The following is a 20,702-nucleotide window of genomic DNA, read 5'->3' on the forward strand; positions in this document are numbered from 1 at the left end:
AGCAAGACACTGTCGGGGCGCAATTCCTGCTATAAGCGCGATATCGCCAGGATGAGCAAATTCGAAGCGCCGCACCATGTCGGGGATTGTGGCTTTACGAAAACGCGTCCACACATTTTAGGTCATGCTCAATTGTTGCCGTCAGGGATGACCAAAATGGGAACGGACTGCGAACGAGTCAGCCGCCACGGCGATGCGCCATCGCTTCGAAGATCACTTCGAAGACGCTCCCCACTTCTTCAGTCACCTCGCTGGGTGCGATCCCCAGCTTTTCAGCAGCTTTCAACATTTGATCGGCCACGTCGCTAGCAGCGATCGGATTGCCAACCGGTTCGTCCGGCAAATGATTTACGACCCAGTCGTCAAGGAACCAGCGGCCGCGCAAACTCACTCGGGAAGACCGGGGTCGAAATGCATGATGGCTTCGATGATGGTGCGGTAGAGGCTGTCGACCTCTTCGTCGATCTCCCCACGCTTAATGCCGAGCGCCTTCGCATCGGCAATTAGCTTATGGGTAAGTTCGTCCACGGTGATGACATCTGCTTTTGCCGTCTCCGCGACGTTGTTCGCGATCCATTGGTCCAGGAAATCGATGCCACGCGCGCTCATTAAGCCATAATTTCAGGACGGCTCTTAGGTTCCTCCTACCGGCCCAGGGGCTGCTTCGAAAGCGATGTCAGCTCGGCTTCATCTTTGATGCCGGCCATGTAATTGGCAATGATACGGGATGCGAGGGCGTCACGACTACCGGGTGATTGATCATCGCTCTTGAGGCGATGAAAACGCGAGCAAGCAGGGCCAGTTCCGGTGGCTGAAGAATGCCGGCCTCAGCAGCTTTGTGTCGAATTGGCATGCTCCCAACTCCAACAGCGAGGCCGCTATAAAACCAGGGCGCCGGCTAAAGGCAAGGCTATTCCTCTTCTCGGAAATCCTGCAGCGGGGCGTGACGAAGGTCTTCCTCGCCCCGCAGGTGCTTTACGCGGCCAATGTGCCCAGGCTTTACCCATTGCGTCGCCGGCCGCTTCATGCCCTTCGGCGCCGGTCCAGCGTGCTCCTGGACACGCTTCTATAGGCGCTTGCGGATGGCCCGGCTGGAGTTCATGAACGCCAGCAGCGAGCGCAACCAGGACTGGAAGCCGACGTTCGAGCGGGAAGGATGAAGGATGGCTGTCGCCTTTTGGCGGGGGCGTTGGGGACAAGGCGCCGGCCGGGCGAGCCGATCAGGTTCCGCCGCGTTGTAAGTATGGGCGATGTGTCGGAGCAGAGGATGTGGCGTGATCGCGTAAGGCTGTTCAGCGTAGTGTCATCAGTTTGCTCTTCGAAGTACGCTTGGCAGCCTTCGCTGAAAAATTGGCTGTCCGGTTCAGGCTGCAGGCCGAATGGGTGCCAGGTTTGCAGTCGGGATTGCAGGTGCGACTGACGACATGAATGACCGGCGAATCGCTGCGGCCTTGAGGGCGATGCCAACGGAGGGGCAGGCCCGATGCCGTCCTGGCCTTCACCCTGGCCGCTGGCGTCGTCATAGCGTTGCTTGGCCGTTTTAAGGAAAAGGAATTCTCACGCTCGATCTAGGCGGCTCGGCGCCGGGGGCATCGAGAGGAGGCGGCGCCGAGCCTAACCGGTGGGACACAAGGTTGGGATGATATGAGCATCCCGCCGGCTACGGGCGGTTATGCTCTTCCTGAAATAGATCCGAAGCATCCGAACGAACGAAAATAAGAGGCATCCTTGCGCGACCACGAACTGACCGAGCGGCCCGGCAAGGGCTGGACGCCATGGGAACACGGGCCCGCAGCGGTCTGGTGGGATGCGCGGAAGCTGCACTTTGCTCTGTTGAACGTCAGCGTGCTCCTTTCCGGCTCTGAACTTGTTGCGATCGAGCATTGGGATTTTCGCGGCGACAGATGGTGCATGCGCAAGCCGCCGTCCGATCCCCCGCCGCTTCCCGAGGTCAACCGGATCGAGAGGCAACGCGCGGCAGACGAAGCCTATGAGCGATTCCGTGCGCAAGGCGGCAGCGCGCGCAGCTGGGGCCAGCGAGCCTATTTGCGCGGGCGAAATTCAAGAATCGTCGCAGATGGCTCCGGTTCCAAAGGTTCGTGGCCGGGCTCCTCGTGCCACATGATCTGGCGCAAGTCGCGCTGATCGACCGGCTGACCGCATGTCGGACAGTTATAGAAATGATCTGCTTCGCGAATGAAGACCGCGCTGTGCACCTTGCCTGGAATCGGTGGGCCGAGGTCTGATAGCTTTGTCATGGCGATCGAAACAAGCCGTCACGAGTTCCGGACTTATATTAGCATATGCTAATTTAATCACAGTTGCGAGTCAGCGCATGTGTCTAACATCAAGCCTACCCGAAACTATTTTAGCACATGCTGATGGAATCGCGCTTTTGCGAGTCCAGTCATGCGTTTGAGGTTTGTCGCGCCTTTGATGCCGACGCATATCGCTCAGCCATCCGAGGGCGAAAACTGGCTGCACGAGGTGAAGTTCGACGGCTTTCGCTGGCAACTCATTATCGACGAGAATGGCACCCGCATTTACACCCAACGGTCTCGACTGGAGCGTCCAAGTTCGCGAGCCAGAGGCTTAAGCCGCATACCTTGGGCGGAGAGCGCCATAGTCAACGGCGAAATCATCGTTTTGAACAATGCTGGTCTGTCTGACTTCGCGGGCTGCGCAAGGCCACCTCCCCCCGGCAGCACGACCTCTATTTCGTGGCCTTCGATCTGCTGCATCTCAATATGCATGATTGCGCGACATGGCGCTGGAAGGCCGTCGCGCGATCCTGGCCAGCATGATCGGGACGGCGGTCGGATTCAGTTTACCGAGCCGCTGCCGGGCGAAGCCAAGGCGGCATGCTTCTTTCCACGACTTTCGGGCGGCCGCTCATTGACCAGCGTCTTCGGTGAGGAAAGATGCAGCAATCAGGTCGTCGCCAGCAATCTGACCGTGACCGACATCCATGATGGCCACGACCTTGTGAAAGATTTTGAGTTCGGCCTCAGTTATACGCGCTGCCCGCATTCTCGCCTGCAGATCTGCCAAGCGCGCCACTAGAGCCTCGGTCGTCTCAAGCTCAGGGTTCTTCATCTTCATTTGTCCGGTTGAGGTGTGACGTGCGATGCACGCCTTAACGCCCCGCCACGGTTGGCGGCGGGGCGCGAGTTCGTTCGAACTTTCAGTCGTAGACTTTGACGATCTTGCGGGTGCCCGGGTCGACCAGAACTGTGTGTTTGTCGACCACTACATAACGATACTTGACGTTCGGAACTTCGTGGAGCTCGACCGTGTCAGGTAGAGCCGTGCCGACGTTCAGTTCCACTCCCGGAATCTTGACTGAAGCCAGCGGTTGCTTCTTCACGTATTCGCGCACTACAGTGTCCTGTTCGGGTGTGATGACAACATCCTGCGCTGCCACCGCGCCGACGCCGGCAAGCAGAACGAGCGCCGCGGCGCCGCTGGTTAGGTGCATTCTCATACTTTTTCTCCTCTGACCTGGCGAACGGCACGACCGCCTGTGCGCCAAAAATCCAAACCTGTCGGCAGGCCAGACGTTCCCTGCCGGGACTTCGGTCTGATCTTCTGCATGACCAAGGTCCCTTCGCAGATGCGCAATGGTCGTGCCTCTTCGACACGGCGGAACGGCCTCGAGCCAGGGTAGTTGCTTCTCCAAATTCGGAGAAAGCAGATGGATAGAAGCGTTGGGCAAGCGCGCTGGTTGCTAGCGCCGATTTTCGCGACGGCCGTCACCTTTTTGGTGATGGGCATAATCCTCGGGTGACATTTCATGGATCGGCACAGCTACGTCCCTTCCTGTGCTGATAGGACCCGCGAGCCGCTCCGGCAGGCTGGCGGGTCCTCTATTTGGAGTATGGAAACGATGACATTGGCCCAGATATCGAAGGTGCATGCGAACGCTAACGACGCAGCGAATGACAATCCTTCGCCTGAGCCTGGTTTGCCGAACGCCGTGTCTTTGACTGACGAGGAAAACATTGCCGATCTTGTCAGGCGAACCGAGCGCACGGCTATGTGGGTGCTTCTGGGAATGGGCGGCTGGTTGGCGTTAGTCCCTGTTGTCTACCTTGTGATGACCCACGGAATTTGAACGCTTACGAGCATTGCCCGACCGCCTAGGCCGGCTATGGCTCATTACGTCAGGACCTCGTGTCCGGATTGCAAAGCCGCCGGCCGCGATCGGCGACAGGTGTTTTTCACAGGCATTCCCGACTGCGAAGGCCAGCAGCGGGCGCGCAACCGGGACTGGAAGCCCACATTCGCGCGGGAAGGATGAAGGATGGCCGACGCCTTTTTGGGCGAGGGGCGTTGGGGATAAGGCGCCTGCCAGACGAACGATTCAGGTGGACAGATGGCCGATTTATCCGGGCCAACCCTGGAAGAGCCGGAGATACTCCGAGCCATCGATCCCGGTGCAATTCTAACAGGCGCCCTTGATCAAGTGCTCCAAAACAGCGAAGTCATCTAGATCCCTATATGGTGTGAGATCCAGATCGCCGGGAACGCGCTTGAGCGCCTCTTCATCGATTTGTTTCTCGTGAGCTTTCATCACCGACTGGTAGGCCCGCCAAGTCAGGCCGGCGCCTCTGACAGCTCCCTGCTCAGCGCGCAACGCAATCTGATGGGCATGGAGGTAGTGCAACCTCAACTCGTCGAGGAGTGCCTTCTCTACAATCTCGTGCGTGACCAGGAAGGGCGTAAGTCGCATGTCGACGCCCTTCCATGCGATCGTGCGCGGTAGATGCCGATCGATGTAGACGGTTTTCGCATCTTCGCTATAGCCAGCAATGTAGGGGATGTCGAAGTCGTGACTAACCGTAACTCGCCTCTGAAGCGCCGTGACAGCGTCCGCTAAGACCCTATCATCCACCTCCTCAGATTTGTGGCGGACTTCGTTTTCAAGCTTCAAGACGTTGCTCCATTTGATCGTGCATTGAGAGCTTTCGCCTCCCGCTCAAGGGTGTCGCGATCGTTGCCGTGCCTTTTGATCAATTCACGGACCTGCGGGATAGACAGGCCGAATTTGCTGGCGAAGTAGCCGACCTCATATTCCTCATCTCCGCTCACGCGGCCGCGATCCTGATAGCCAAGCTTGTTCTTGTCGTCAGTCATCGTTTTCACTCCCGTCTGAGATCGAGCGCAACGTGCTGTGCGCCAGTTTGTTTCGGCCGGCACTGCCAATTTGGGAACTATTTTAGCAAATGCTGATTGAATCGCCGGTTTGCGAGTCCGTTAGTATGCGTTTGAAATTCGTCGCGCCTTTGATGCCGCCCCTTGTCGACCAACCGCCCGACGGCGAGAACTGGCTGCACGAGGTGAAGTTCGACGGCTATCGGTCGCAGCTCGTCATCGATGAGGATGGCACCCGCGTTTACACGCGCAACGGTCTCGACTGGACCTCAAAATATCGCACCCTGGTCGAGGAAGCCGCGCAGCTCGGCGCCGAAAGCGCCATTATCGACGGCGAGATCATCGTTCTGAACGATGCAAAGCGATAACCCGCCGGCAGCACGACCTCTATTTCGTCGCGTTCGACCTGTTGCACCTCAATGGTCATGATCTGCGCGACATGGCGCTGGAGGAACGTCGTGAAATCCTGGCCGGTATGATCGAGCCTGGCCGCCGTATCCATTTCAGCGAGCCGTTGCCGGGCGATGCCAAAGCGATCTTTCACCTGGTCGACCAGGCTGGGCTGGAGGGTATCCGGTTGGTGACAAAGGCGACACGGAGCCACATCGGGCAGGTCGGCACGCCCATGGCCGCAAGGCGACAGTGCCGATCGCGACGCCTGCTTCGGCAAAGGGAGTGGGGTCAGCTTCGGCGTGCGGCCGGAAGATCTCGCGATCGCCAGTGATACGGACTATCTGTTCGAGAGGACGGTCGACTATGTCGAGCAGCTCGGCGAGGTCCAGCTGGTCTATATCGACATCGGCCGTGCCGACCTTCCGCTGGTGACCAAGCTGCCGGGCAATGTCGAGGTCAGGCGCGGCTCGACGCTGCCATGGCTGGACCAATCGGCCGATCGCCGCTGCGGTACCTGCGCTTGGCGCTAGGCGTCTAGGATCCTCAGCTCGACGGCGGCCCAACGGATCCGCGTTCGATGATCGTGGTCGGCAGGATGAGCCTTTCGGGCGATCGTATTTCGCCCTTTAACCGCCGGATGAGCAGTTCCGCGACACTGTTGCCGAGCGCATAAACGGGCTGATCGATGACGGTAACTGGCGGGGTTGTCACGCTCGTCCAATCCGCATCATGGAAGGTGATCAGGGAGATATCCTCGGGGACCTGCAGGCCACGCTGGCGGATCACCCTGAATATCTCCAGTGCTATGACGCTGTCGGAAGCAAGGATCGCCGTCGGCCGATCCGGCCCTGACAACATTTCGTCGGCAACCCTGCGCGTTTCGACATGGCTAGTCGCCCCAAGGCGAACAAAACGTTCCGGCCGGTCAATTCCGGCATCTCGGCACACGGCGAGGAACCCGTCGATACGCTCGCGAACCGACGAGGTGTAGATTTGCCCGAGATCGCGGTACTCACGCCCCTCGGAGGCGACCGCGGTCACATAGGCGATGTCGCGGTGTCCGGCATCCACAAGAACGCGGGTCGCCCGCATGGCGATGCCGCGATCGTCGACCGTGACTGTATCGACATCCAGATCGGGCAGCGCCCTGTCGAGCAGGGCAAGCGGCCGGCCAGAACGATGGATGTCGCGCAGGTGCGAGATGTCGCGCGATTCCGACGGTGTGACGATCAGCCCGTCGACGCGCTTGCCGATCAAAAGCCGCACGGCTGCCTTTTCAACTTCGATCTTCTCGCCGGAGTTGGCCAGAATGACATTGAAGCCAGCCGCCCTTGCCGCATCGCTGATACCGCGCACTGCCAGGCTGAAGAAGGGGTTCTCAATATCGCCAACCACCACTCCGATGATGCCGGACCTGCCGGTCGTCATGCTACGGGCCAGCTCGTTAGGGCGGTAATCCAGTGTCTTGGCCGCAGCCATAACCTCAGCGCGGATCGCTTCGCTGACCACGCCGTATCCACCCAGCACGCGCGCGGCTGTCGCCTTCGACACGTTTGCCGCGCGGGCGACATCGCTGACTGTTATCGACCGTTTCGGCGCGGTTGTTTTCATCGAATGAGGACTTACAAGAGTTATTGACGGAAGGTCAATCTGACGGTAACCCTTACCAAAGAGACCGGTCTCACGCAATAAGAGACCGGTCTCTAACGAAAGGTGATTCCTGACACGGAGTGACAGCTAGCGTGCGGTGCGCCGACGAACGATGTGCCGCGTGAAATTTTCCGGAACAGACAAAACCAGAAGAACAACTTTCAGAGTGGAGAGAAGACATGAGCAGGATTGGAATTCTCAAGCCGTTGATCTCGCCGGTCCGGGCCGGCGCAATGGCTCTTATGGTTGTATGCATCGGAGCGGGTCTGGTTTCGCGGGCTTCCGCGGCGGATGACAATCCCTTTGGCCTCATTGATGCGAAGGTCATCAGCGTCGGCACCATGGGAGACGCCAAGCCATACGCTTTCACCCAGGCGGATGGCACATTCACAGGGTTCGACCTTGAACTGTTTCGCAACGTCGCTGGTCGCCTTGGATTCAAACCCGACCAGGTGATCTTCACCGGCCAGGAATTCTCGGCGCTTATGCCCTCGGTTGCCAACGGGCGATTCGATGTCGCTGTCGCCGCGATCGGCACGACGGATGCGCGCAAGCAGACGGTCGACTTTTCTGACGGGTATCTTGCAGGCTATCTCTCCGTGCTGACCGCCGACAAGGCCATCACGTCGGCGGATGGGCTCAAGAGCAAGCGTCTTGGCGTCGTCCAGGGTACGCTGCAGGAAATCTACGCCGCGAAGAATTTTGTCGGAACCGATCTCGTCAAATTTCCTGACAACAATTCGGCCGTCTCGGCGCTCAATAATGGCACGGTGGACGCTCATTTCCTCGACTACGAGGCCGCCAAGCAGTATGGCGAGCGGTATCCCGGGCTGAAGATCGCAATCAACATTCCGTCCTTCGACGCTCCCGCCGGCTTCGTGATACGCAAGGGCAACGACAAGTTCCGCGATGCATTGAACACCGCGCTTCACGCTGCGATGCAGGACGGTACCTGGAAGACGCTCTACGAAAAATGGTTCCCCGGTTCGCCGATGCCTGACCAATATCTCCCCAAGAAGTAGCCGCGCCCGGCCGTCGGTCTGGGTGCCGGCGGCCGGACCTTACCTGCCGCGCTTGATGTCTGCCGGTGCCAACAGCGCAACGGAAAGGGGACCGAATGGACTGGCTTGAAAACTTACGGCGCAGTTTCCTCGACTGGCAAGCCATGGCGGACGTGCTGCCAAGCATGATCACCATCGGATTGAAGAACACCTTGATCCTCGCCGCCGCATCCACGGTGCTCGGCATGATCCTGGGCATGATCCTTGCGGTCATGGGCATCTCGCAATCGCGCTGGTTGCGCATTCCGGCTCGCGTCTACACCGATATTTTCCGTGGCCTTCCGGCGATTGTCACGATTCTGCTCATCGGCCAGGGCTTTGCCCGCGTCGGCCGTGAGATCTTCGGGCCGTCGCCCTTTCCGCTCGGCATCCTCGCCCTCAGCCTGATCGCCGGCGCCTATATCGGCGAAATCTTCCGCTCCGGCATCCAGAGCGTCGAGCGTGGGCAGATGGAGGCCTGCAGGGCGCTCAGCATGAGCTACGGCCAGGGCATGCGCCTGATCGTGATACCGCAAGGCATCCGCCGCGTCTTGCCGGCCCTGGTCAACCAGTTCATCGGCAACGTCAAGGATTCGAGCCTTGTCTACTTCCTCGGCCTGCTCGCGTCGGAGCGTGAGATCTTCCGGGTCGGGCAGGACCAGGCGGTGGTCACCGGAAACCTCTCGCCATTGCTTCTGGCTGGTGTCTTCTATCTCGTCATCACCGTGCCGTTGACCCATGTGGTCAACTACATCGACAACTCGCTGCGGGTCGGCAAGCAAAGGCCTGGCCTCGTCACCAGCGGCCTTGCCGAAGTCAGCGAACTGGAAAGCGCCATCGGCGGCCCGCCTTCGGAGACCAGCCCTGAAGACCGCTCGGCGCTGCCCCGGTTCAAGGGCGGCAGTCTTGCCGTCACCGATCTCGACATGGCCTACGGCGATCTCAATGTTCTCAAAGGCGTCAGCCTGACGGTCAAGCCTGGCACGGTCACATGCGTCATTGGTCCATCAGGTTCGGGCAAGTCGACCTTGCTGCGCTGCCTCAACCGCCTGGTCGAGCCCAAGGGCGGCGACGTGTTGCTCGATGGCGCGAGCATCCTGGCGATGAAGACTGAAAAGCTGCGCCGGCGTGTCGGCATGGTGTTCCAGCAGTTCAATCTGTTTCCCGACCACACGGCCCTGGAAAACGTCATGCTGTCGCTGACGAAGGTAAAAGGCCTCCCGGTGCCGGAGGCCGAGCGCATCGCCGAGGCGCGCCTTGCCGATGTCGGGCTGGCTGCCCGCAAGAACCATCGTCCCGGCAGCCTATCCGGTGGTCAGCAGCAGCGGGTGGCAATCGCCCGCGCGCTGGCAATGGACCCGGAGGTCATCCTGTTCGACGAGGTTACGAGCGCTCTCGATCCCGAACTGGTGAAGGGCGTCCTAAATCTGATGGCGGATCTCGGCCGGCGCGGCATGACGATGGTTGTCGTCACCCATGAAATGGGCTTTGCTCGCAAGGTGGCCGATCAGGTCGTCTTCATGGATGAGGGCCGCGTCATCGAGGCCGGCACGCCCGCTGCGATCTTCGATACACCGAAAAGCGCACGCCTGAAGCACTTCCTAGCCGAAGTGCTTTGATCCCACGATCGCGGCCCCCTGAAACGGTCGCCCCACCAACCTCCACCAATCGAAAGAATATCCCATGGCTACCTCACGTTCGGTCTCAAAGGTCGTTGTTGTCGGGGGCGGCATTTTCGGTGTCTCCTCGGCGGTTCATCTTGCGAGGCTCGGGATCGAAACCGTTCTGGTCAATGATGGACCGCTCGCCAATGGAGCTTCCGGCCGCTCGCTCGCCTGGTTGAATTCCGCGCGCAGGCGATCAGCGGAGTATCATCGCCTGCGCATGATCGGTATCGACCGCTACCGCACGCTCTCGGCAAGATATCCGGATGTTGCCTGGCTGCGCTTTGACGGCGGCCTGACATGGGATGCCGATGACGCCTCCAACGAGATCGCGGATATCTTCGCCCATGAAAAGGGCCTCGGCTATGACGCGCAACATCTGTCCGCGGGTGCCATCGCTTCAGCTACCCCCGGCATCGCCGCAAGCGCTGTCACGCCTCAAGGTGCGATCTTCAACCCTGGCGAGGGGTGGGTCGACCTGCCGTCGCTGATCGAGATATTGATCGCGGAATTCCTGCAGCGTGGCGGGCAACTGGTCACCGACGCCGGAAGCGCCGCGGTCACCGTCATTGACGGCCGCGCCACCGGCGTGACCACGACAAACGGCGCCAGCTTCGCTGCCGATGCGGTCCTGCTGGCGACCGGCGGCGACGTGCCGCGAATGGTCGCGGTCACCGGGGAGCATATCGACGACGGATCGCCGATCGCTCTGCTGGTCAGGACCAAATCGGTCGATTTGCCCCTCCGGGCCGTGCTCAACACACCGCGCGTCGCCATCCGCCCGACGCCGGACGGAGCTCTCGCGCTCGATTCCGCCTGGTCGGAAGAAGAGGTGGCCGTCGATTCCGACGGCACCTATGGTGTGAAGGATTCGACCGTACAGGGCCTTCTCGATGAAGCCTCGAAGGTTCTTGAGGGTCATCCGAAACTGGAACTGGAAAGCTACGGCGTCGGCCCCAAGCCGATCCCCGGCGACGGCGAGCCGGTCTTCGGCCAGCTGAAGGACATCCAGGGATATTACGTCGCCTTCAGCCACAGCGGCGCGACGCTTGGGCTGATTGCCGGCGAACTGCTTGCCGGCGAGATCGCCACCGGAAAAGAACATCCGCTCCTTGCAAACTTTCGGCCAACTCGATTTTCTTGAGTACCAAATCCAAGGGCAATTGCGCCAAGCCGAACAATAGCCGGCGGTTGCGGTCGACCGTTGCAGACAATGGTGACTTCGTCCCTCGTCGCGCTGGGTTTGGCTTCAAATTCTCACCTTCTTGGGCATCGGGATCGCGCTGCCGAATATTGTGATCTCCGTCCTGGCGACCGTCATCGGCCATCAGCAAGTAGAGGGTTGAATACTCACCGACGCCGGGCGGTAGCGATATCGCGGAATCGCGGTGGCACCGTATACGCCAGCGCTGGCCAGCCAGTAATTCAGTGAGAAAGGTGGGAAGATTCATGGCCGCCCGCCCTGACTGACTTGGTTGAGCGTTTCGCAACGCCACCGCCCATCCTAAGATTGAGGAGCTTTTCCTAGCTGTCCCACCCAAGATATCCCGGCAGTGCCGCCATGTCATCACTGATCACCTGGACCTCCCGGCCACTAGCCACGGCCCTCAGCTGAAAAGCCCGATCCGATTCAGGTAGTAAAGCGTTTGGAGGCTTGCGCGATGGAGTGCCAAGCATCGAGGAGCCGTACGGGTGGCTCTGACGGTGAAAAACGCCGACTTGCAGCAAACCCGCGCAGCCGCACGATCGCGTGCATCAGCAATCCCCCGCTGGCGGCACTCCCCCCGATCGGGTGTTCCCTGTCCGGAATCCGTTTGCTCGGAGTGACGCTAACCGAATTTGGGCGACACCTGATCCGGGCCAGGTCGGCAAATCTCCCTGACTATCTAGGCCGTAAACTCATAAATACGAGATGGCCGGGATGGGTGGCTAACGGACAAACCAAAAGGGTGTATCTGCTCCAATTTGATATAGCTCTTCAAACATATCTGCACTGATCTTCTCGAGCTTTGCCTCAGCCATGCCTTCGCGCCAGCTGACATCAATCAGCGACGGACAGTGGTCTCCGTTGCGCTGCTCAAGTCCAACACTGTTGCGAGTGACCTGCCCGTTGGGAAAGATCTCCACAGACCGCAAAACATTGTCAGCCGCCTCATCTACCTCATACAGTAGCCAGAGCGGTTCACCTTCCGGCACAATGTCATCCGGCCAGCGTCCACGAAAGTAGGTGTAAGAGTTCTCGCTCATGGGCGAAATTTAGTCTTTCTGCCTTCGTTGTTGAATGTCCGAATGGGTCGTCTATCGACTGGCGGCTTTCATGTTGCGGTGAAATCTGATTCACGCTCGGCATGAGCCGATATGACCTGACTGAGTTCGAGTGGTAAGCGATCCAGCCACATCTGCCCAACAAGTTGCGGGGCGTCCCGCGCGTGGACGACCGCCGTGTGATGAACGGTATTTTCTGGGTGTTGCGCTCAGGCGCTCGCTGGGCCGATCTTCCCGCCCGCTATGGGCCGCCTGCGACAATCTACAATCGGTTCAACCGCTGGCGCAAAGCTGGGGTCTGGGACCGCCCGATGAGGGCCGTCACCAAGACCTATGACGGCGAAGTTCGGAAGATCGACACTTCTATTGTTCGCGTCCACCAGCAGGGTGCGACGGCAAAAAAGGGGGCCGAGATCATTGTCTCGGTCGTTCCCGAGGCGGGCTTACAACTAAAATCCATGCTCTTGTTGACGCGCAAGGCAGGCCGATCAAGCTGTTACTGACGGCAGGCCAGAAGAGCGACATCGCATCCGCAGCGGACTTGATCAAGAATTTGCCTGAAGGGGCCATGCTGCTCGCCGACAAAGGCTATGATGCCGACGCTTTGCGCGCTGCCATCACCGAACAAAATGCTTGGGCCAAATATCCCGCCAAAGGCCAATCGCCAAGACCCGATCTGCTTCAGCCCGTTCCTCTACAAGGCGCGTAACCTCGTCGAGCGCTTCTTCAACAAAGCCAAGCAGTTCCGCTGCATCGCAACTCGATACGACAAGCTGGCCGAGAACTACCTAGCCGCACTCAAACTCGTCTCAATTCGCATCTGGCTACGCGGTAATGAGTCTACGTCCTAGGAAGCAGCATCGTTATCGAATTGCTTTGCGAATGCGGTCAGTCAGCGTTTGCTCAACATCGAAGTAACCCTGCCAGGCGTCGGGCTCTTGAGCCCGCGCGGCAGCGGCAAGGACGTCGAACGTGGTAGCGCTTTTGAAAGTCGGCAACTCGTCCCAGGTGACCGGCACGGCGCAGGAGGCACCGGGCCGCGCACGGGTCGACCAGGGGCAGATTGCCGTTGCGCCTTGTCGTTGCGTAGGTAGTCAAGAAACATGCGGCCCTTGCGCTTCGCCTTGCTCATGTTGGCCACGAAACGCGAAGGGTCGGTGCGAGCCAGCAGTTCAGCGAAGTCCTGGCAGAAGCTTTTGACCTTCTCCCAGTTTGCTTCGGGAATAATCGGAACGACGACGTGAACGCCCTTGCCGCCGGATAGCAACGGCCACGACTGCAGGCCGAGCGCTTCCAGAATGCTTCGGATATCAAGCGCTGCCTGCTTGACGTCACGGAAGTTCAGGCCCTCGTCCGGATCTATGTCGAAGATCATGCGATGTGGCAGGCTCGGCTGCTGCCGCAGGCTGCCCCAGACATGGAATTCGAGCACGTTCATCTGTACGCCGGCGATCAGCCCGGCCAGGTCGTCGACCCAGAGGATGCGGCTTTCCTTGCCGGACATCTTCTCCAGCTGCCCGTCATGGATGGCCTTCGGCATGCCAGGCAACTTGTGCTTCTGAAAGAAGCTCTGCTGCAGGTCGCCGTCGGTGTCGCGCACCAGCGAAAGGGGCCGATCCTGGATGTGCGGTAGCATCCTCTCGGCAACCGCTGCGTAGTACGCGACGAGCGTCGCCTTTGTCGCCTTGGTTCCGGGGTACATGAGCTTGTCCGGATGCGTGAGTTTGACTCCAACCGCAGCGGCGATCTCCTTGCCGATTGCCGGATCGAGGTCGGCGGAACCAGACGTCTTCGCCACTTCCATGACGACCTGATCGGCTCGCTTGTCTTCACGCATCCCCTCGAAACTGGGATGCCGCAGACTGCCATCTGGTGTCACCTCTGAATAGGTTACCTCGGCAACGAGTTCGGGCTTCACCCAGCGGGCGCGACGCGCGATGTCGAGCGGCACAGAGGAAAAAGCCGGTTTTTCCATTCGCCGTCGTTCAAGCTGGGCAAGGATCTTGTTGCGCATCGCCTCGGTGAAGCCGGTGCCAACACGTCCCCGGTACACCAGCTTGCCATTCTCGTATGTGCCCAGGATCAGCGATGCCATGCCGCGGCCAGTGTCGCTCGGGCGGTAGCCGCCGACCACGAATTCCTGTCGTTTCGTGCACTTGATCTTGAGCCAGGTGGCAGTTCGGTCGCCGACATAGCGGCTGTCCGCGCGCTTGGCGATCACTCCCTCGTGGCCCCCGGCGCACATGGTCTCGAGGATTTTCTCTCCATGATCGGCAATATGGCTGGAAAACTGCAGAGCTTCATCCGGGTCGGGTTCGCCCAAAAGCTCCGCAAGCCGCTCCTTGCGCTCGAGGAGCGGTTGGTTCGAGATATCGCCGCCGTTAAGTTCGAGCAGGTCGAAGGCGTAGAACTTGAGCGGCATGCCGGCAGCAATGCCAGTTTTGAGCATGGAGAAATTCGTGCGGCCCTGGCTGTCGATTGCGACGATTTCACCGTCGATCAGCGCCGAGCCTTTGGTGAGTTTCCGCAGCGGTGGGAGGACCACCTTGAACTGGCGGGTCCAGTCGTGACCGTTGCGGGTGTAGACGACGACTTCCGATCCGGAGACAGCGACCTGGGCTCGATAGCCGTCGAACTTCATCTCGAAGAGCCAATCGGCGCCCACCGGAATGTCGTCGGTCAGCGTGCAGAGCTGAAATGGCCGAAACGTGGGGAGTGGGTATCGCGGGGTAGAGTCTGAGTCTCTGCGCCGTGTACGCTTTTTGCCGAGGGCGGCCTCTACGGCCGACATGCCGAACTCGAATACATGGTGCGATTCAATCCTCGCCCTGGGATTTTGTTCCACACGCGCGTCGTTGAATTGAACCGGAAGAGTCCGGCTGCGTTGTTCAGAACTGGAACGCAACCTTGGAGCAAGAAAATGGCAACTACTCAAACAACTCGCGGCCGCAGCCAGGATCGCGCGAAGGTCGCTGGTGGGCAGGATCATGAAGTCAAGTATGAGGCGGGCAAGACCGGAGCAAGCAAGCCCGAGGTGAAGTCGGCCGTGAAATCGGTTGGTAACAGCCGCAAGAAGGTTGAGGACAAGCTCAAGAAATAGCTGGGTGCGCAAGCGATGATCCGTATCGCCACCTTCAATGTAAACGGTGTTAACGGTCGGCTGCCGGTCCTCCTCGCGTGGCTCAGGGCCACGCGTTATGACGTCGTCTGTCTTCAAGAACTGAAAACATCCGACGAGAATTTTCCGGTTGAGGCGATCCGCGAGACGGGATACGGCGCGATCTGGCACGGCCAGAAATCCTATAATGGTGTTGCTATCCTGGCTCGCGGAGCAGACCCCGTTGAGCGCCGGCGCGGGCTTCCCGGCGACCCTGACGACAGCCATAGCCGCTATATCGAGGCGGAGGTTAGTGGGCTCGTTGTCGGCTGCCTGTACTTGCCAAACGGAAATCCCGCCCCTGGTCCCAAGTTTGATTACAAGCTGCGTTGGTTCGACCGCCTGATCAGCTACGGCCGGGGTCTCCTCAAAGAGGGCGCACCGACCGTGATGTGTGGCGACTACAATGTCGTCCCAACCCCGATTGATGCAGTGGTGCCGCGACGATGGCTTGGCGATGCAGTGTACTTTCCCGAGAGTCGGCAAGCCTATGCCGGGATGCTTGAGGATGGCTGGGTCGATGCGGTCCGGCGCATCCATCCGCAAAGGGGTGTCTATACTTATTGGAATCACACCTATGGCGGCGGCTACGACAGGAGTTCGGGCCTGCGAATGGACCATCTGCTGGTCAGTCCCTCGCTGTCGCCTCGGCTTGGCGATGCCGGGGTGGATGTAGAGACCCGGGCCTGGGAGAAGCCGAGCGATCATGCGCCGGCGTGGATAGAGCTTGAGTAGCCCGAGTCGAGGCGATCCCGCCAGCGATTCAGACGGCGTTCGTTGCTGCGGGCTGCTAACTTCGCCACTCTTTGTCAGAAATTTGTAGCATTCGTCGGAAGGGCGGCGGGTCTTGCAGCATTACTACGCCTTGCACTGCCTCAGGTAGTCGAAACCAGCCGCCGAACTAGATCGCGGCGCTGATTGCGTGCGTCACCCGATGTTTTTCGATCTGCCCGACTATGATCACGCTTTGGCAGTGCCGGAGAACTTTTGCGATCGAGCCAATTCCAAAGCGGTCGATGCGCTTGCGCGCGACTACGCCAATAAGATATCGACGTAGCAAGCATGAAGGATCTCTGGATCGACTGCCTCACCGTCGCAACCAACAAAGACGACCACGCCATACGCAGACGTCATTACTGACAGGCCAAAGGGCGGTATCTTCCCGGATCTAGCGGATAGCGTCAGCCAGCGCGTCCCGTGAGCAAATGCTATGCAATCCCGGTCTATCTCCACCGGCACCGCAAGTCCGGGCACCACTTTCACGCCTTCCTCATCCAGCTCGAAACTCGAATCGACGATCGTGACGACCGTCGCATGGATCCGTCCGGTGCGAACCTGACCGTCGTGCGTAGCAATTGGCCAACTGCCGACGATTCATAGACGATTGTGCTGTCCTTCTGCGCCTCTAGGACGTCAATGCCACTCCGGTTACAAGCGAAAGCGGCAAACCCCGTTTCGCCTGCGGCCCGCGGATTTCTTTGGACTTTCCACCCCTGTCGATGCCGAAACTCTTCAAGAGGACGGTATGTCCGCTTCGGCTTTGATTAGGGCAGGATCGCCCTTATTCCAGAAACATCAGGGCTGTGGCCAGAAATCCCATTCCGAAGCAAGAGGCCATCGAATAGGCGATCATCCCAACAGCCAGATAAGCGCCGCTGCCTGCCGGTATATGGCTGCCGATAGCGCCAAAGGCCACGAGCCAGCCCGCCACCGTCAATCCGATGATCGCGCCTGCAGCAAGGTTTTTGATCACAAAAAGCACCAGTGGAGGCATGGACTGTGCTCCCGGAAAGAGTCGCGGGCGTTTGCCGCCGGCTGAAATTCAGCAACTGACACCTAACGGCAAGACACGCGTCCGGGTTGCCTCCTGTCTGTTTTCTTTCGGGACCGGGTCGACACTGAGGTCCTGTGCAATGGACAGCCGATCGGGCGCACAGGGTTCCGATCGAGTGGTCGAGCTCCAGCGCCACAGCGGCCGTAACCCGTGAGCGCTTCAAGGTTCTCAGCAACCTACCCTTCAGCCGACTGGATCATCACGAAATAGCGGCGGGAACGCTCTACGTGACTCGGGTTGGAACAATGCCGGGGAAATCATCTAAAACAGAAGAGAACAATATGCACAAACAGGCGGGTAGCCGACCCATACAGTGAGCGGGCTTTTAGCCTGCAAGGCTATTTTCACGGTATCAAGCGGTCCAGGGATGGCTATCTCCTTAGGTTCAAATCGCGAACGGTCACATCGGGAGCAGCAGCCGGGATCGCGATGCTGCCTGCCCGCGACGCTGTCAAAGCCACGCTAATTCGGCGTAACCAGCAAACGTGTGGCTAGCTGCAGGTCAGCTGTCTCCAAACCCTCTCCCAGAATCGGGCGAAAATTGGCCGAAGGAGTGCTTGGGCGGCCTCGTGTCGTCCGCGTATCGCCAACAGCGAAGCGAGGTCAATAGCGCTCCGCAGCCCCCATGCGCGAGCCCCCTGACGATCGCTGCACCGCGCGTTGACGGGCGGCGGTCGACCACCGCCTTCCCGAGCCCAACCGGGAACCAGGCCCCAGCGCGCCGAGACAAGGCCGCCCATGCTGGTCGACAACTCCTCACGCATGATGATCGGATAGGTCAGGCTCGGCGCGCTGTTTCACAGCGGGAAGCTGTTGCTCAGTCGTTCGACATCGCCCGGATGGGCGAATTCGAACCGACGAACCATGTCGGGGATTGTCGTCTTTACGAAAACGCGTCCACACAGATTACGTCATGCTCAATCGTTGCCGTCAGGGAAGACCAAAATGGGAACGAGTCAAGGCGACGATTGCCTTCGCAGCCAAGCCTCAGACTGCTCGTTGTTGAACGCAACCGCTTCCTCCAGCGAGGGAAACTGCCGCGCCGTTATCGATCCGTCCGGCATCATCTGGACTGCCAAAAAAGGCAGGCCCTTGATGGGTGGTGGGTAAATTACGAAGGTTGGCGCAACCTGCTGATTCACTCAGGGAGCCCCGGTTCGAAATGTATGATCGCGTCGAGGATCGTGCGGTAGAGACTGTCGACCTCTTCGTCTATTTCGGCCCGCTTAATTCCGATCGCCTTGGCGTTGGCAATGAGCTTGTGGGCGAGCTCGTCCACCTCCGCATGGGCAGTTTCGGGAACAGTGTTGGCGATCCACTGGTCCAGGAAGTTGCTGCCGCGCGCGCTCATTGACGCTTAAGCTTCGTCGCCGGCTTTGGTTCCTGCGAGGACAATTGCGCGGCTTTAAGCCGCTGCTCTCTCAATCGAGCGGTCTTATCGGCCCTTGCCTTCCGCTCCGCATCCAGCACAAGCTTGCTTTCCCGGTCGGCTCTTTCGATCCTTTCGCGATCGACCTTGCGTTGCGTCATGACAGCCTCCTTTGGCAGGACAAGCCAAGAAAGAAATGAGTCTGAAAAGGTTCAACACGAAATTCAGCCGTCCAATGTCAAACGTTATTGCCGTGGCCTTCGGTCCAGGCGTCTTCGCGGACCCTCACCCTCCACTGAGAGTTTATGCAGGCCGAGGCCGATCCGTTGGCCCTCTGCGAAGGCCCGCGCATACGATTCGATCTCGAACGACTTGATTGTCGCGTTGCCATTCCGCACAACGCGAACGAACCACTCGCCGAGGTTCTCGGTTATTTCGACGGAATCGAGGGGTATTTCTGAAGCCATGCTTCCTCCCAAGATTGGGCGAAAGCACCGGAGTTGGCTTCCAAGCGACCGTTTGCCGTGCAGTTGCGGGCGACTTAAGGATCCTACGCTATCTGGGAAATCCCGGACACAACATTTGTGTGTCACGGCCTAAGAATCAATCTGAATATGAAAAGTCATAGCCACTTGCAGAAGCTGGCGGCCCCTCTCGTCCCGGACCTTGAATGGCAGCTCCCGATGGGGGCCATCCGGCAACACTTCCTTTATCACCTGGCGGCCTCACGCTTGACCGCATCGAAACTGGATAAGTCTGTCCCCACCTCGTCGGGCTGAGCTACGCCATTATCCAAAAAGTCGAAGAAATAGAGCGCCATAGGCGTTCAATCTCACAACCATGAAAAAGTTTCCTGAAAGCGAGAATTTCGTGAGCCGCCCTGTGCGAAAATCCTCGACCAGGGTGCGATATTTTGAGGTCCAGTCGAGACCGTTGCACGTGTAATACGAGTGCCATCCTCGTCGATGACGAGCTGCGAGCGATAGCCGTCGAACTTCACCTCGTGCAGCCAGTTCTCGCCGTCGGGCAGCTGGTCGACAAGGGTCGGCACTCGGACCTCGGTCCTACGGTTCCGACGGCCTGGAGGGTGAGTTCGAGGACGAACTCACCCTCCAGAAGCTATATGAAGCTCACGAGCTCAAGCCGGCGATCGAGGAAGCGTCGGTGCGGGTCAGCGGCTGATTGCATCCCCGTTCACTTGCCTGCGTGGAATCTATCGTTCGGGCGTCAACCAATCCTGTTCGACGAGATCGCGCAATTTGTTGGCGCGGTCGAGCGCCTGTCTGCTGGCGGCTTGTCACGAAGCGTCCCATGAAGCTTTTGCGATTTCGGGCAACCGCGTCATTGTTGCAGACGCGATCTGCTCCGGAGCGGACTGCACGACGCCATGCTGGCCATCTACGAGAGCCGCTTTGGGATGCAAGTGGAGACGGTCACCCCTGCCGATCTCGTGGCGGCGGGAATCGATGGAATGCTTTGAGCAGGAGTGAGCGCGCATGAGAAAGCAGCAGTGCATCATCGAGACGCTAGGAGTATCGTCCCGTTTCGATTTCGCACAGGAAGGCCGGCAGCGCATCGACTTCCTCGCTTCCTATCTGCGGGCATCGGGTCTCGGCACTTATGTGCTCGGGATCAGCGGCGGAGTTGATTCGTTGGCTGCGTTCCTGGCGCAACGCGCCGTCGATGATCACGGCTGGCCGGAAACGAGGCAGAGTTTCTGGCCGTTCGGCTTCCTTATGGAACCCAGGCTGACGAGAGCCACACACAGCGGACACGATACAGGCGGACGAGGTCCTCCGCATCGACATCCGGCCGGCTACCGACGCGATGTTGCCGTCTATAAGGTTCGCCGGCGCTCATCTTAGGATGCCGGCCGTTAGGATTTCGTGCTCGGCAACATCAAAGCGCGTCAGCGCATGATTGCCCAATTCGCGCTGGCCGGCGCGCCCGGATCAGCGCCTGGAAGGCCGAGAGGTCGACGACGCCGACTACAGTCGGATACTTCACATGCTTCGGGCAACTCACACAAGCGCGCGCTTCCGGTCGCGCTTATCCGCCTGCCCTCTTCTGCCTGATCAAAGCCGGCATTTACCGCGAACCCGCACACCTTTGCCCCAAGAAGTGGACGACGGACGCCCCCGGCAATGGGCGACCGATGCAATTCTCGCAGCGGCGA

General features: G+C 59.5%; 22 protein-coding genes and 4 pseudogenes. 13 read left to right on the forward strand and 13 right to left on the reverse strand.

Features of this window, described 5'->3' with window-relative positions:
* Positions 1-178 precede the first annotated feature (178 nt).
* Together EN850_RS29795 and EN850_RS29800 are read right to left on the reverse strand one after the other, a co-directional pair.
* On the reverse strand, positions 179-391 hold the full coding sequence (locus EN850_RS29795) for a DUF768 domain-containing protein (protein ID WP_135918166.1): 213 nt from the start codon (positions 389-391) through the stop codon (positions 179-181).
* The gene (locus EN850_RS29800; RefSeq protein WP_135918167.1) at positions 388-609 is read right to left on the reverse strand and encodes a DUF768 domain-containing protein; all 222 of its coding nucleotides are present in this window, start codon (positions 607-609) and stop codon (positions 388-390) included. The genes EN850_RS29795 and EN850_RS29800 overlap by 4 nt, the downstream gene beginning before the upstream one ends.
* A 1,119-nt stretch (positions 610-1,728) precedes the next feature.
* Here EN850_RS29800 and EN850_RS36545 point away from each other — a divergent pair.
* Positions 1,729-2,145: a hypothetical protein gene (locus EN850_RS36545; protein WP_167531274.1), complete on the forward strand. Its 417-nt coding sequence runs from the start codon at positions 1,729-1,731 to the stop codon at positions 2,143-2,145.
* Positions 2,146-2,409: 264 nt separating this feature from the next.
* Positions 2,410-3,063, forward strand: a complete 654-nt coding sequence (locus EN850_RS37895) for a hypothetical protein (RefSeq protein WP_189522251.1) — start codon at positions 2,410-2,412, stop codon at positions 3,061-3,063.
* 121 nt (positions 3,064-3,184) lie between these two features.
* Here the strand turns inward: EN850_RS37895 and EN850_RS29825 are convergent, their stop codons facing one another.
* Positions 3,185-3,484, reverse strand: a complete 300-nt coding sequence (locus EN850_RS29825; protein WP_135880760.1) for a DUF1236 domain-containing protein — start codon at positions 3,482-3,484, stop codon at positions 3,185-3,187.
* Between the two features lie 402 nt (positions 3,485-3,886).
* Here EN850_RS29825 and EN850_RS29830 point away from each other — a divergent pair, with 402 nt between their 5' ends.
* Complete coding sequence (locus tag EN850_RS29830; protein ID WP_135918168.1) at positions 3,887-4,114, forward strand: hypothetical protein; 228 nt, start codon at positions 3,887-3,889, stop codon at positions 4,112-4,114.
* A 330-nt stretch (positions 4,115-4,444) separates the two neighbouring features.
* Here EN850_RS29830 and EN850_RS29835 read toward each other — a convergent pair whose 3' ends face one another.
* Positions 4,445-4,933: a hypothetical protein gene (locus EN850_RS29835; RefSeq protein WP_245525191.1), complete on the reverse strand. Its 489-nt coding sequence runs from the start codon at positions 4,931-4,933 to the stop codon at positions 4,445-4,447.
* A complete protein-coding gene (locus tag EN850_RS29840) occupies positions 4,930-5,136 on the reverse strand; it encodes a DUF3606 domain-containing protein (protein WP_135880762.1) in 207 nt (68 codons plus the stop codon). Before EN850_RS29840 ends, EN850_RS29835 begins: the two co-directional genes overlap by 4 nt.
* Before the next feature lie 152 nt (positions 5,137-5,288).
* Here EN850_RS29840 and EN850_RS37900 point away from each other — a divergent pair.
* Positions 5,289-5,668: pseudogene (locus EN850_RS37900) on the forward strand (ATP-dependent DNA ligase); the annotation flags it as partial.
* Positions 5,669-5,781: 113 nt separating this feature from the next.
* A pseudogene (locus EN850_RS29850) lies at positions 5,782-6,023 on the forward strand (TOBE domain-containing protein); the annotation flags it as partial.
* A 67-nt stretch (positions 6,024-6,090) separates the two neighbouring features.
* On the opposite strand, the gene EN850_RS29855 reads toward EN850_RS29850, so the two are convergent.
* On the reverse strand, positions 6,091-7,158 hold the full coding sequence (locus tag EN850_RS29855; RefSeq protein WP_135880763.1) for a LacI family DNA-binding transcriptional regulator: 1,068 nt from the start codon (positions 7,156-7,158) through the stop codon (positions 6,091-6,093).
* A 218-nt stretch (positions 7,159-7,376) separates the two neighbouring features.
* Here EN850_RS29855 and EN850_RS29860 point away from each other — a divergent pair, with 218 nt between their 5' ends.
* The 3 genes from EN850_RS29860 to EN850_RS29870 all read left to right on the forward strand — a co-directional run bounded on the left by EN850_RS29860 (position 7,377) and on the right by EN850_RS29870 (position 11,045).
* Positions 7,377-8,219 carry an ABC transporter substrate-binding protein gene (locus tag EN850_RS29860; RefSeq protein ID WP_135880764.1) on the forward strand — a complete coding sequence of 281 codons (843 nt, stop codon included), beginning with the start codon at positions 7,377-7,379 and terminating at the stop codon, positions 8,217-8,219.
* 95 nt (positions 8,220-8,314) lie between these two features.
* The gene (locus tag EN850_RS37780; RefSeq protein ID WP_135906966.1) at positions 8,315-9,856 is read left to right on the forward strand and encodes an amino acid ABC transporter permease/ATP-binding protein; all 1,542 of its coding nucleotides are present in this window, start codon (positions 8,315-8,317) and stop codon (positions 9,854-9,856) included.
* A 64-nt stretch (positions 9,857-9,920) separates the two neighbouring features.
* Positions 9,921-11,045: an FAD-binding oxidoreductase gene (locus EN850_RS29870; RefSeq protein ID WP_135906964.1), complete on the forward strand. Its 1,125-nt coding sequence runs from the start codon at positions 9,921-9,923 to the stop codon at positions 11,043-11,045.
* A gap of 785 nt (positions 11,046-11,830) precedes the next feature.
* Here the strand turns inward: EN850_RS29870 and EN850_RS29875 are convergent.
* A complete protein-coding gene (locus EN850_RS29875) occupies positions 11,831-12,148 on the reverse strand; it encodes a hypothetical protein (protein ID WP_135880767.1) in 318 nt (105 codons plus the stop codon).
* A gap of 140 nt (positions 12,149-12,288) precedes the next feature.
* Between EN850_RS29875 and EN850_RS29880 the strand changes: the two are divergent.
* Positions 12,289-13,017 (forward strand): annotated as a pseudogene (locus EN850_RS29880) (IS5 family transposase).
* Positions 13,018-13,029: 12 nt separating this feature from the next.
* On the opposite strand, the gene EN850_RS37905 reads toward EN850_RS29880, so the two are convergent.
* Both EN850_RS37905 and ligD read right to left on the reverse strand, forming a co-directional pair.
* A complete protein-coding gene (locus EN850_RS37905) occupies positions 13,030-13,230 on the reverse strand; it encodes a hypothetical protein (RefSeq protein WP_335930849.1) in 201 nt (66 codons plus the stop codon).
* A gap of 59 nt (positions 13,231-13,289) precedes the next feature.
* Positions 13,290-15,155: pseudogene (gene ligD / locus EN850_RS29885) on the reverse strand (DNA ligase D); the annotation flags it as partial.
* Here ligD and EN850_RS29890 point away from each other — a divergent pair.
* Together EN850_RS29890 and xth are read left to right on the forward strand one after the other, a co-directional pair.
* Positions 15,087-15,266, forward strand: a complete 180-nt coding sequence (locus tag EN850_RS29890) for a DUF3606 domain-containing protein (protein ID WP_135880768.1) — start codon at positions 15,087-15,089, stop codon at positions 15,264-15,266. The pseudogene ligD and the gene EN850_RS29890 overlap by 69 nt on opposite strands.
* A 15-nt stretch (positions 15,267-15,281) precedes the next feature.
* Positions 15,282-16,058, forward strand: a complete 777-nt coding sequence (gene xth / locus EN850_RS29895; protein ID WP_135918170.1) for an exodeoxyribonuclease III — start codon at positions 15,282-15,284, stop codon at positions 16,056-16,058.
* Between the two features lie 826 nt (positions 16,059-16,884).
* Here the strand turns inward: xth and EN850_RS29900 are convergent.
* The 3 genes from EN850_RS29900 to EN850_RS29915 all read right to left on the reverse strand — a co-directional run bounded on the left by EN850_RS29900 (position 16,885) and on the right by EN850_RS29915 (position 18,687).
* On the reverse strand, positions 16,885-17,097 hold the full coding sequence (locus EN850_RS29900; protein ID WP_135880770.1) for a hypothetical protein: 213 nt from the start codon (positions 17,095-17,097) through the stop codon (positions 16,885-16,887).
* A 1,198-nt stretch (positions 17,098-18,295) separates the two neighbouring features.
* Entirely contained in the window at positions 18,296-18,508 is a 213-nt protein-coding gene (locus EN850_RS29910; RefSeq protein WP_135879692.1) for a DUF768 domain-containing protein, read from the reverse strand.
* A complete protein-coding gene (locus EN850_RS29915) occupies positions 18,505-18,687 on the reverse strand; it encodes a hypothetical protein (protein WP_135880771.1) in 183 nt (60 codons plus the stop codon). The genes EN850_RS29910 and EN850_RS29915 overlap by 4 nt, the downstream gene beginning before the upstream one ends.
* Before the next feature lie 144 nt (positions 18,688-18,831).
* On the opposite strand from EN850_RS29915, the gene EN850_RS36555 reads away from it, so the two are divergent.
* Positions 18,832-18,987 (forward strand): hypothetical protein, encoded by a 156-nt coding sequence (locus tag EN850_RS36555; RefSeq protein WP_189522265.1) that lies wholly within the window; start codon positions 18,832-18,834, stop codon positions 18,985-18,987.
* A 371-nt stretch (positions 18,988-19,358) separates the two neighbouring features.
* Here EN850_RS36555 and EN850_RS29925 read toward each other — a convergent pair whose 3' ends face one another.
* Entirely contained in the window at positions 19,359-19,577 is a 219-nt protein-coding gene (locus tag EN850_RS29925; protein WP_245521065.1) for a hypothetical protein, read from the reverse strand.
* Positions 19,578-20,022: 445 nt separating this feature from the next.
* Here EN850_RS29925 and EN850_RS29930 point away from each other — a divergent pair, with 445 nt between their 5' ends.
* The gene (locus EN850_RS29930) at positions 20,023-20,391 is read left to right on the forward strand and encodes a hypothetical protein (protein ID WP_135918171.1); all 369 of its coding nucleotides are present in this window, start codon (positions 20,023-20,025) and stop codon (positions 20,389-20,391) included.
* Positions 20,392-20,702: the final 311 nt, after the last annotated feature.

The organism is Mesorhizobium sp. M8A.F.Ca.ET.207.01.1.1, from assembly GCF_004794715.1.
Classification (GTDB): domain Bacteria; phylum Pseudomonadota; class Alphaproteobacteria; order Rhizobiales; family Rhizobiaceae; genus Mesorhizobium.

Bases quoted from the DNA above. Each gene is read 5' to 3' on its own strand.
- EN850_RS29800 (WP_135918167.1), bottom strand. From the start codon at position 609: ATGAGCGCGCGTGGCATCGATTTCCTGGACCAATGGATCGCGAACAAC.
- EN850_RS37895 (WP_189522251.1), top strand. From the start codon at position 2,410: ATGCGTTTGAGGTTTGTCGCGCCTTTGATGCCGACGCATATCGCTCAG.
- EN850_RS29825 (WP_135880760.1), bottom strand. From the start codon at position 3,484: ATGAGAATGCACCTAACCAGCGGCGCCGCGGCGCTCGTTCTGCTTGCC.
- EN850_RS29830 (WP_135918168.1), top strand. From the start codon at position 3,887: ATGACATTGGCCCAGATATCGAAGGTGCATGCGAACGCTAACGACGCA.
- EN850_RS29840 (WP_135880762.1), bottom strand. From the start codon at position 5,136: ATGACTGACGACAAGAACAAGCTTGGCTATCAGGATCGCGGCCGCGTG.
- EN850_RS29855 (WP_135880763.1), bottom strand. From the start codon at position 7,158: ATGAAAACAACCGCGCCGAAACGGTCGATAACAGTCAGCGATGTCGCC.
- EN850_RS29860 (WP_135880764.1), top strand. From the start codon at position 7,377: ATGAGCAGGATTGGAATTCTCAAGCCGTTGATCTCGCCGGTCCGGGCC.
- EN850_RS37780 (WP_135906966.1), top strand. From the start codon at position 8,315: ATGGACTGGCTTGAAAACTTACGGCGCAGTTTCCTCGACTGGCAAGCC.
- EN850_RS29870 (WP_135906964.1), top strand. From the start codon at position 9,921: ATGGCTACCTCACGTTCGGTCTCAAAGGTCGTTGTTGTCGGGGGCGGC.
- EN850_RS29875 (WP_135880767.1), bottom strand. From the start codon at position 12,148: ATGAGCGAGAACTCTTACACCTACTTTCGTGGACGCTGGCCGGATGAC.
- EN850_RS29890 (WP_135880768.1), top strand. From the start codon at position 15,087: ATGGCAACTACTCAAACAACTCGCGGCCGCAGCCAGGATCGCGCGAAG.
- xth (WP_135918170.1), top strand. From the start codon at position 15,282: ATGATCCGTATCGCCACCTTCAATGTAAACGGTGTTAACGGTCGGCTG.
- EN850_RS29900 (WP_135880770.1), bottom strand. From the start codon at position 17,097: ATGCCTCCACTGGTGCTTTTTGTGATCAAAAACCTTGCTGCAGGCGCG.
- EN850_RS29910 (WP_135879692.1), bottom strand. From the start codon at position 18,508: ATGAGCGCGCGCGGCAGCAACTTCCTGGACCAGTGGATCGCCAACACT.
- EN850_RS29915 (WP_135880771.1), bottom strand. From the start codon at position 18,687: ATGACGCAACGCAAGGTCGATCGCGAAAGGATCGAAAGAGCCGACCGG.
- EN850_RS36555 (WP_189522265.1), top strand. From the start codon at position 18,832: ATGCAGGCCGAGGCCGATCCGTTGGCCCTCTGCGAAGGCCCGCGCATA.
- EN850_RS29930 (WP_135918171.1), top strand. From the start codon at position 20,023: ATGAGAAAGCAGCAGTGCATCATCGAGACGCTAGGAGTATCGTCCCGT.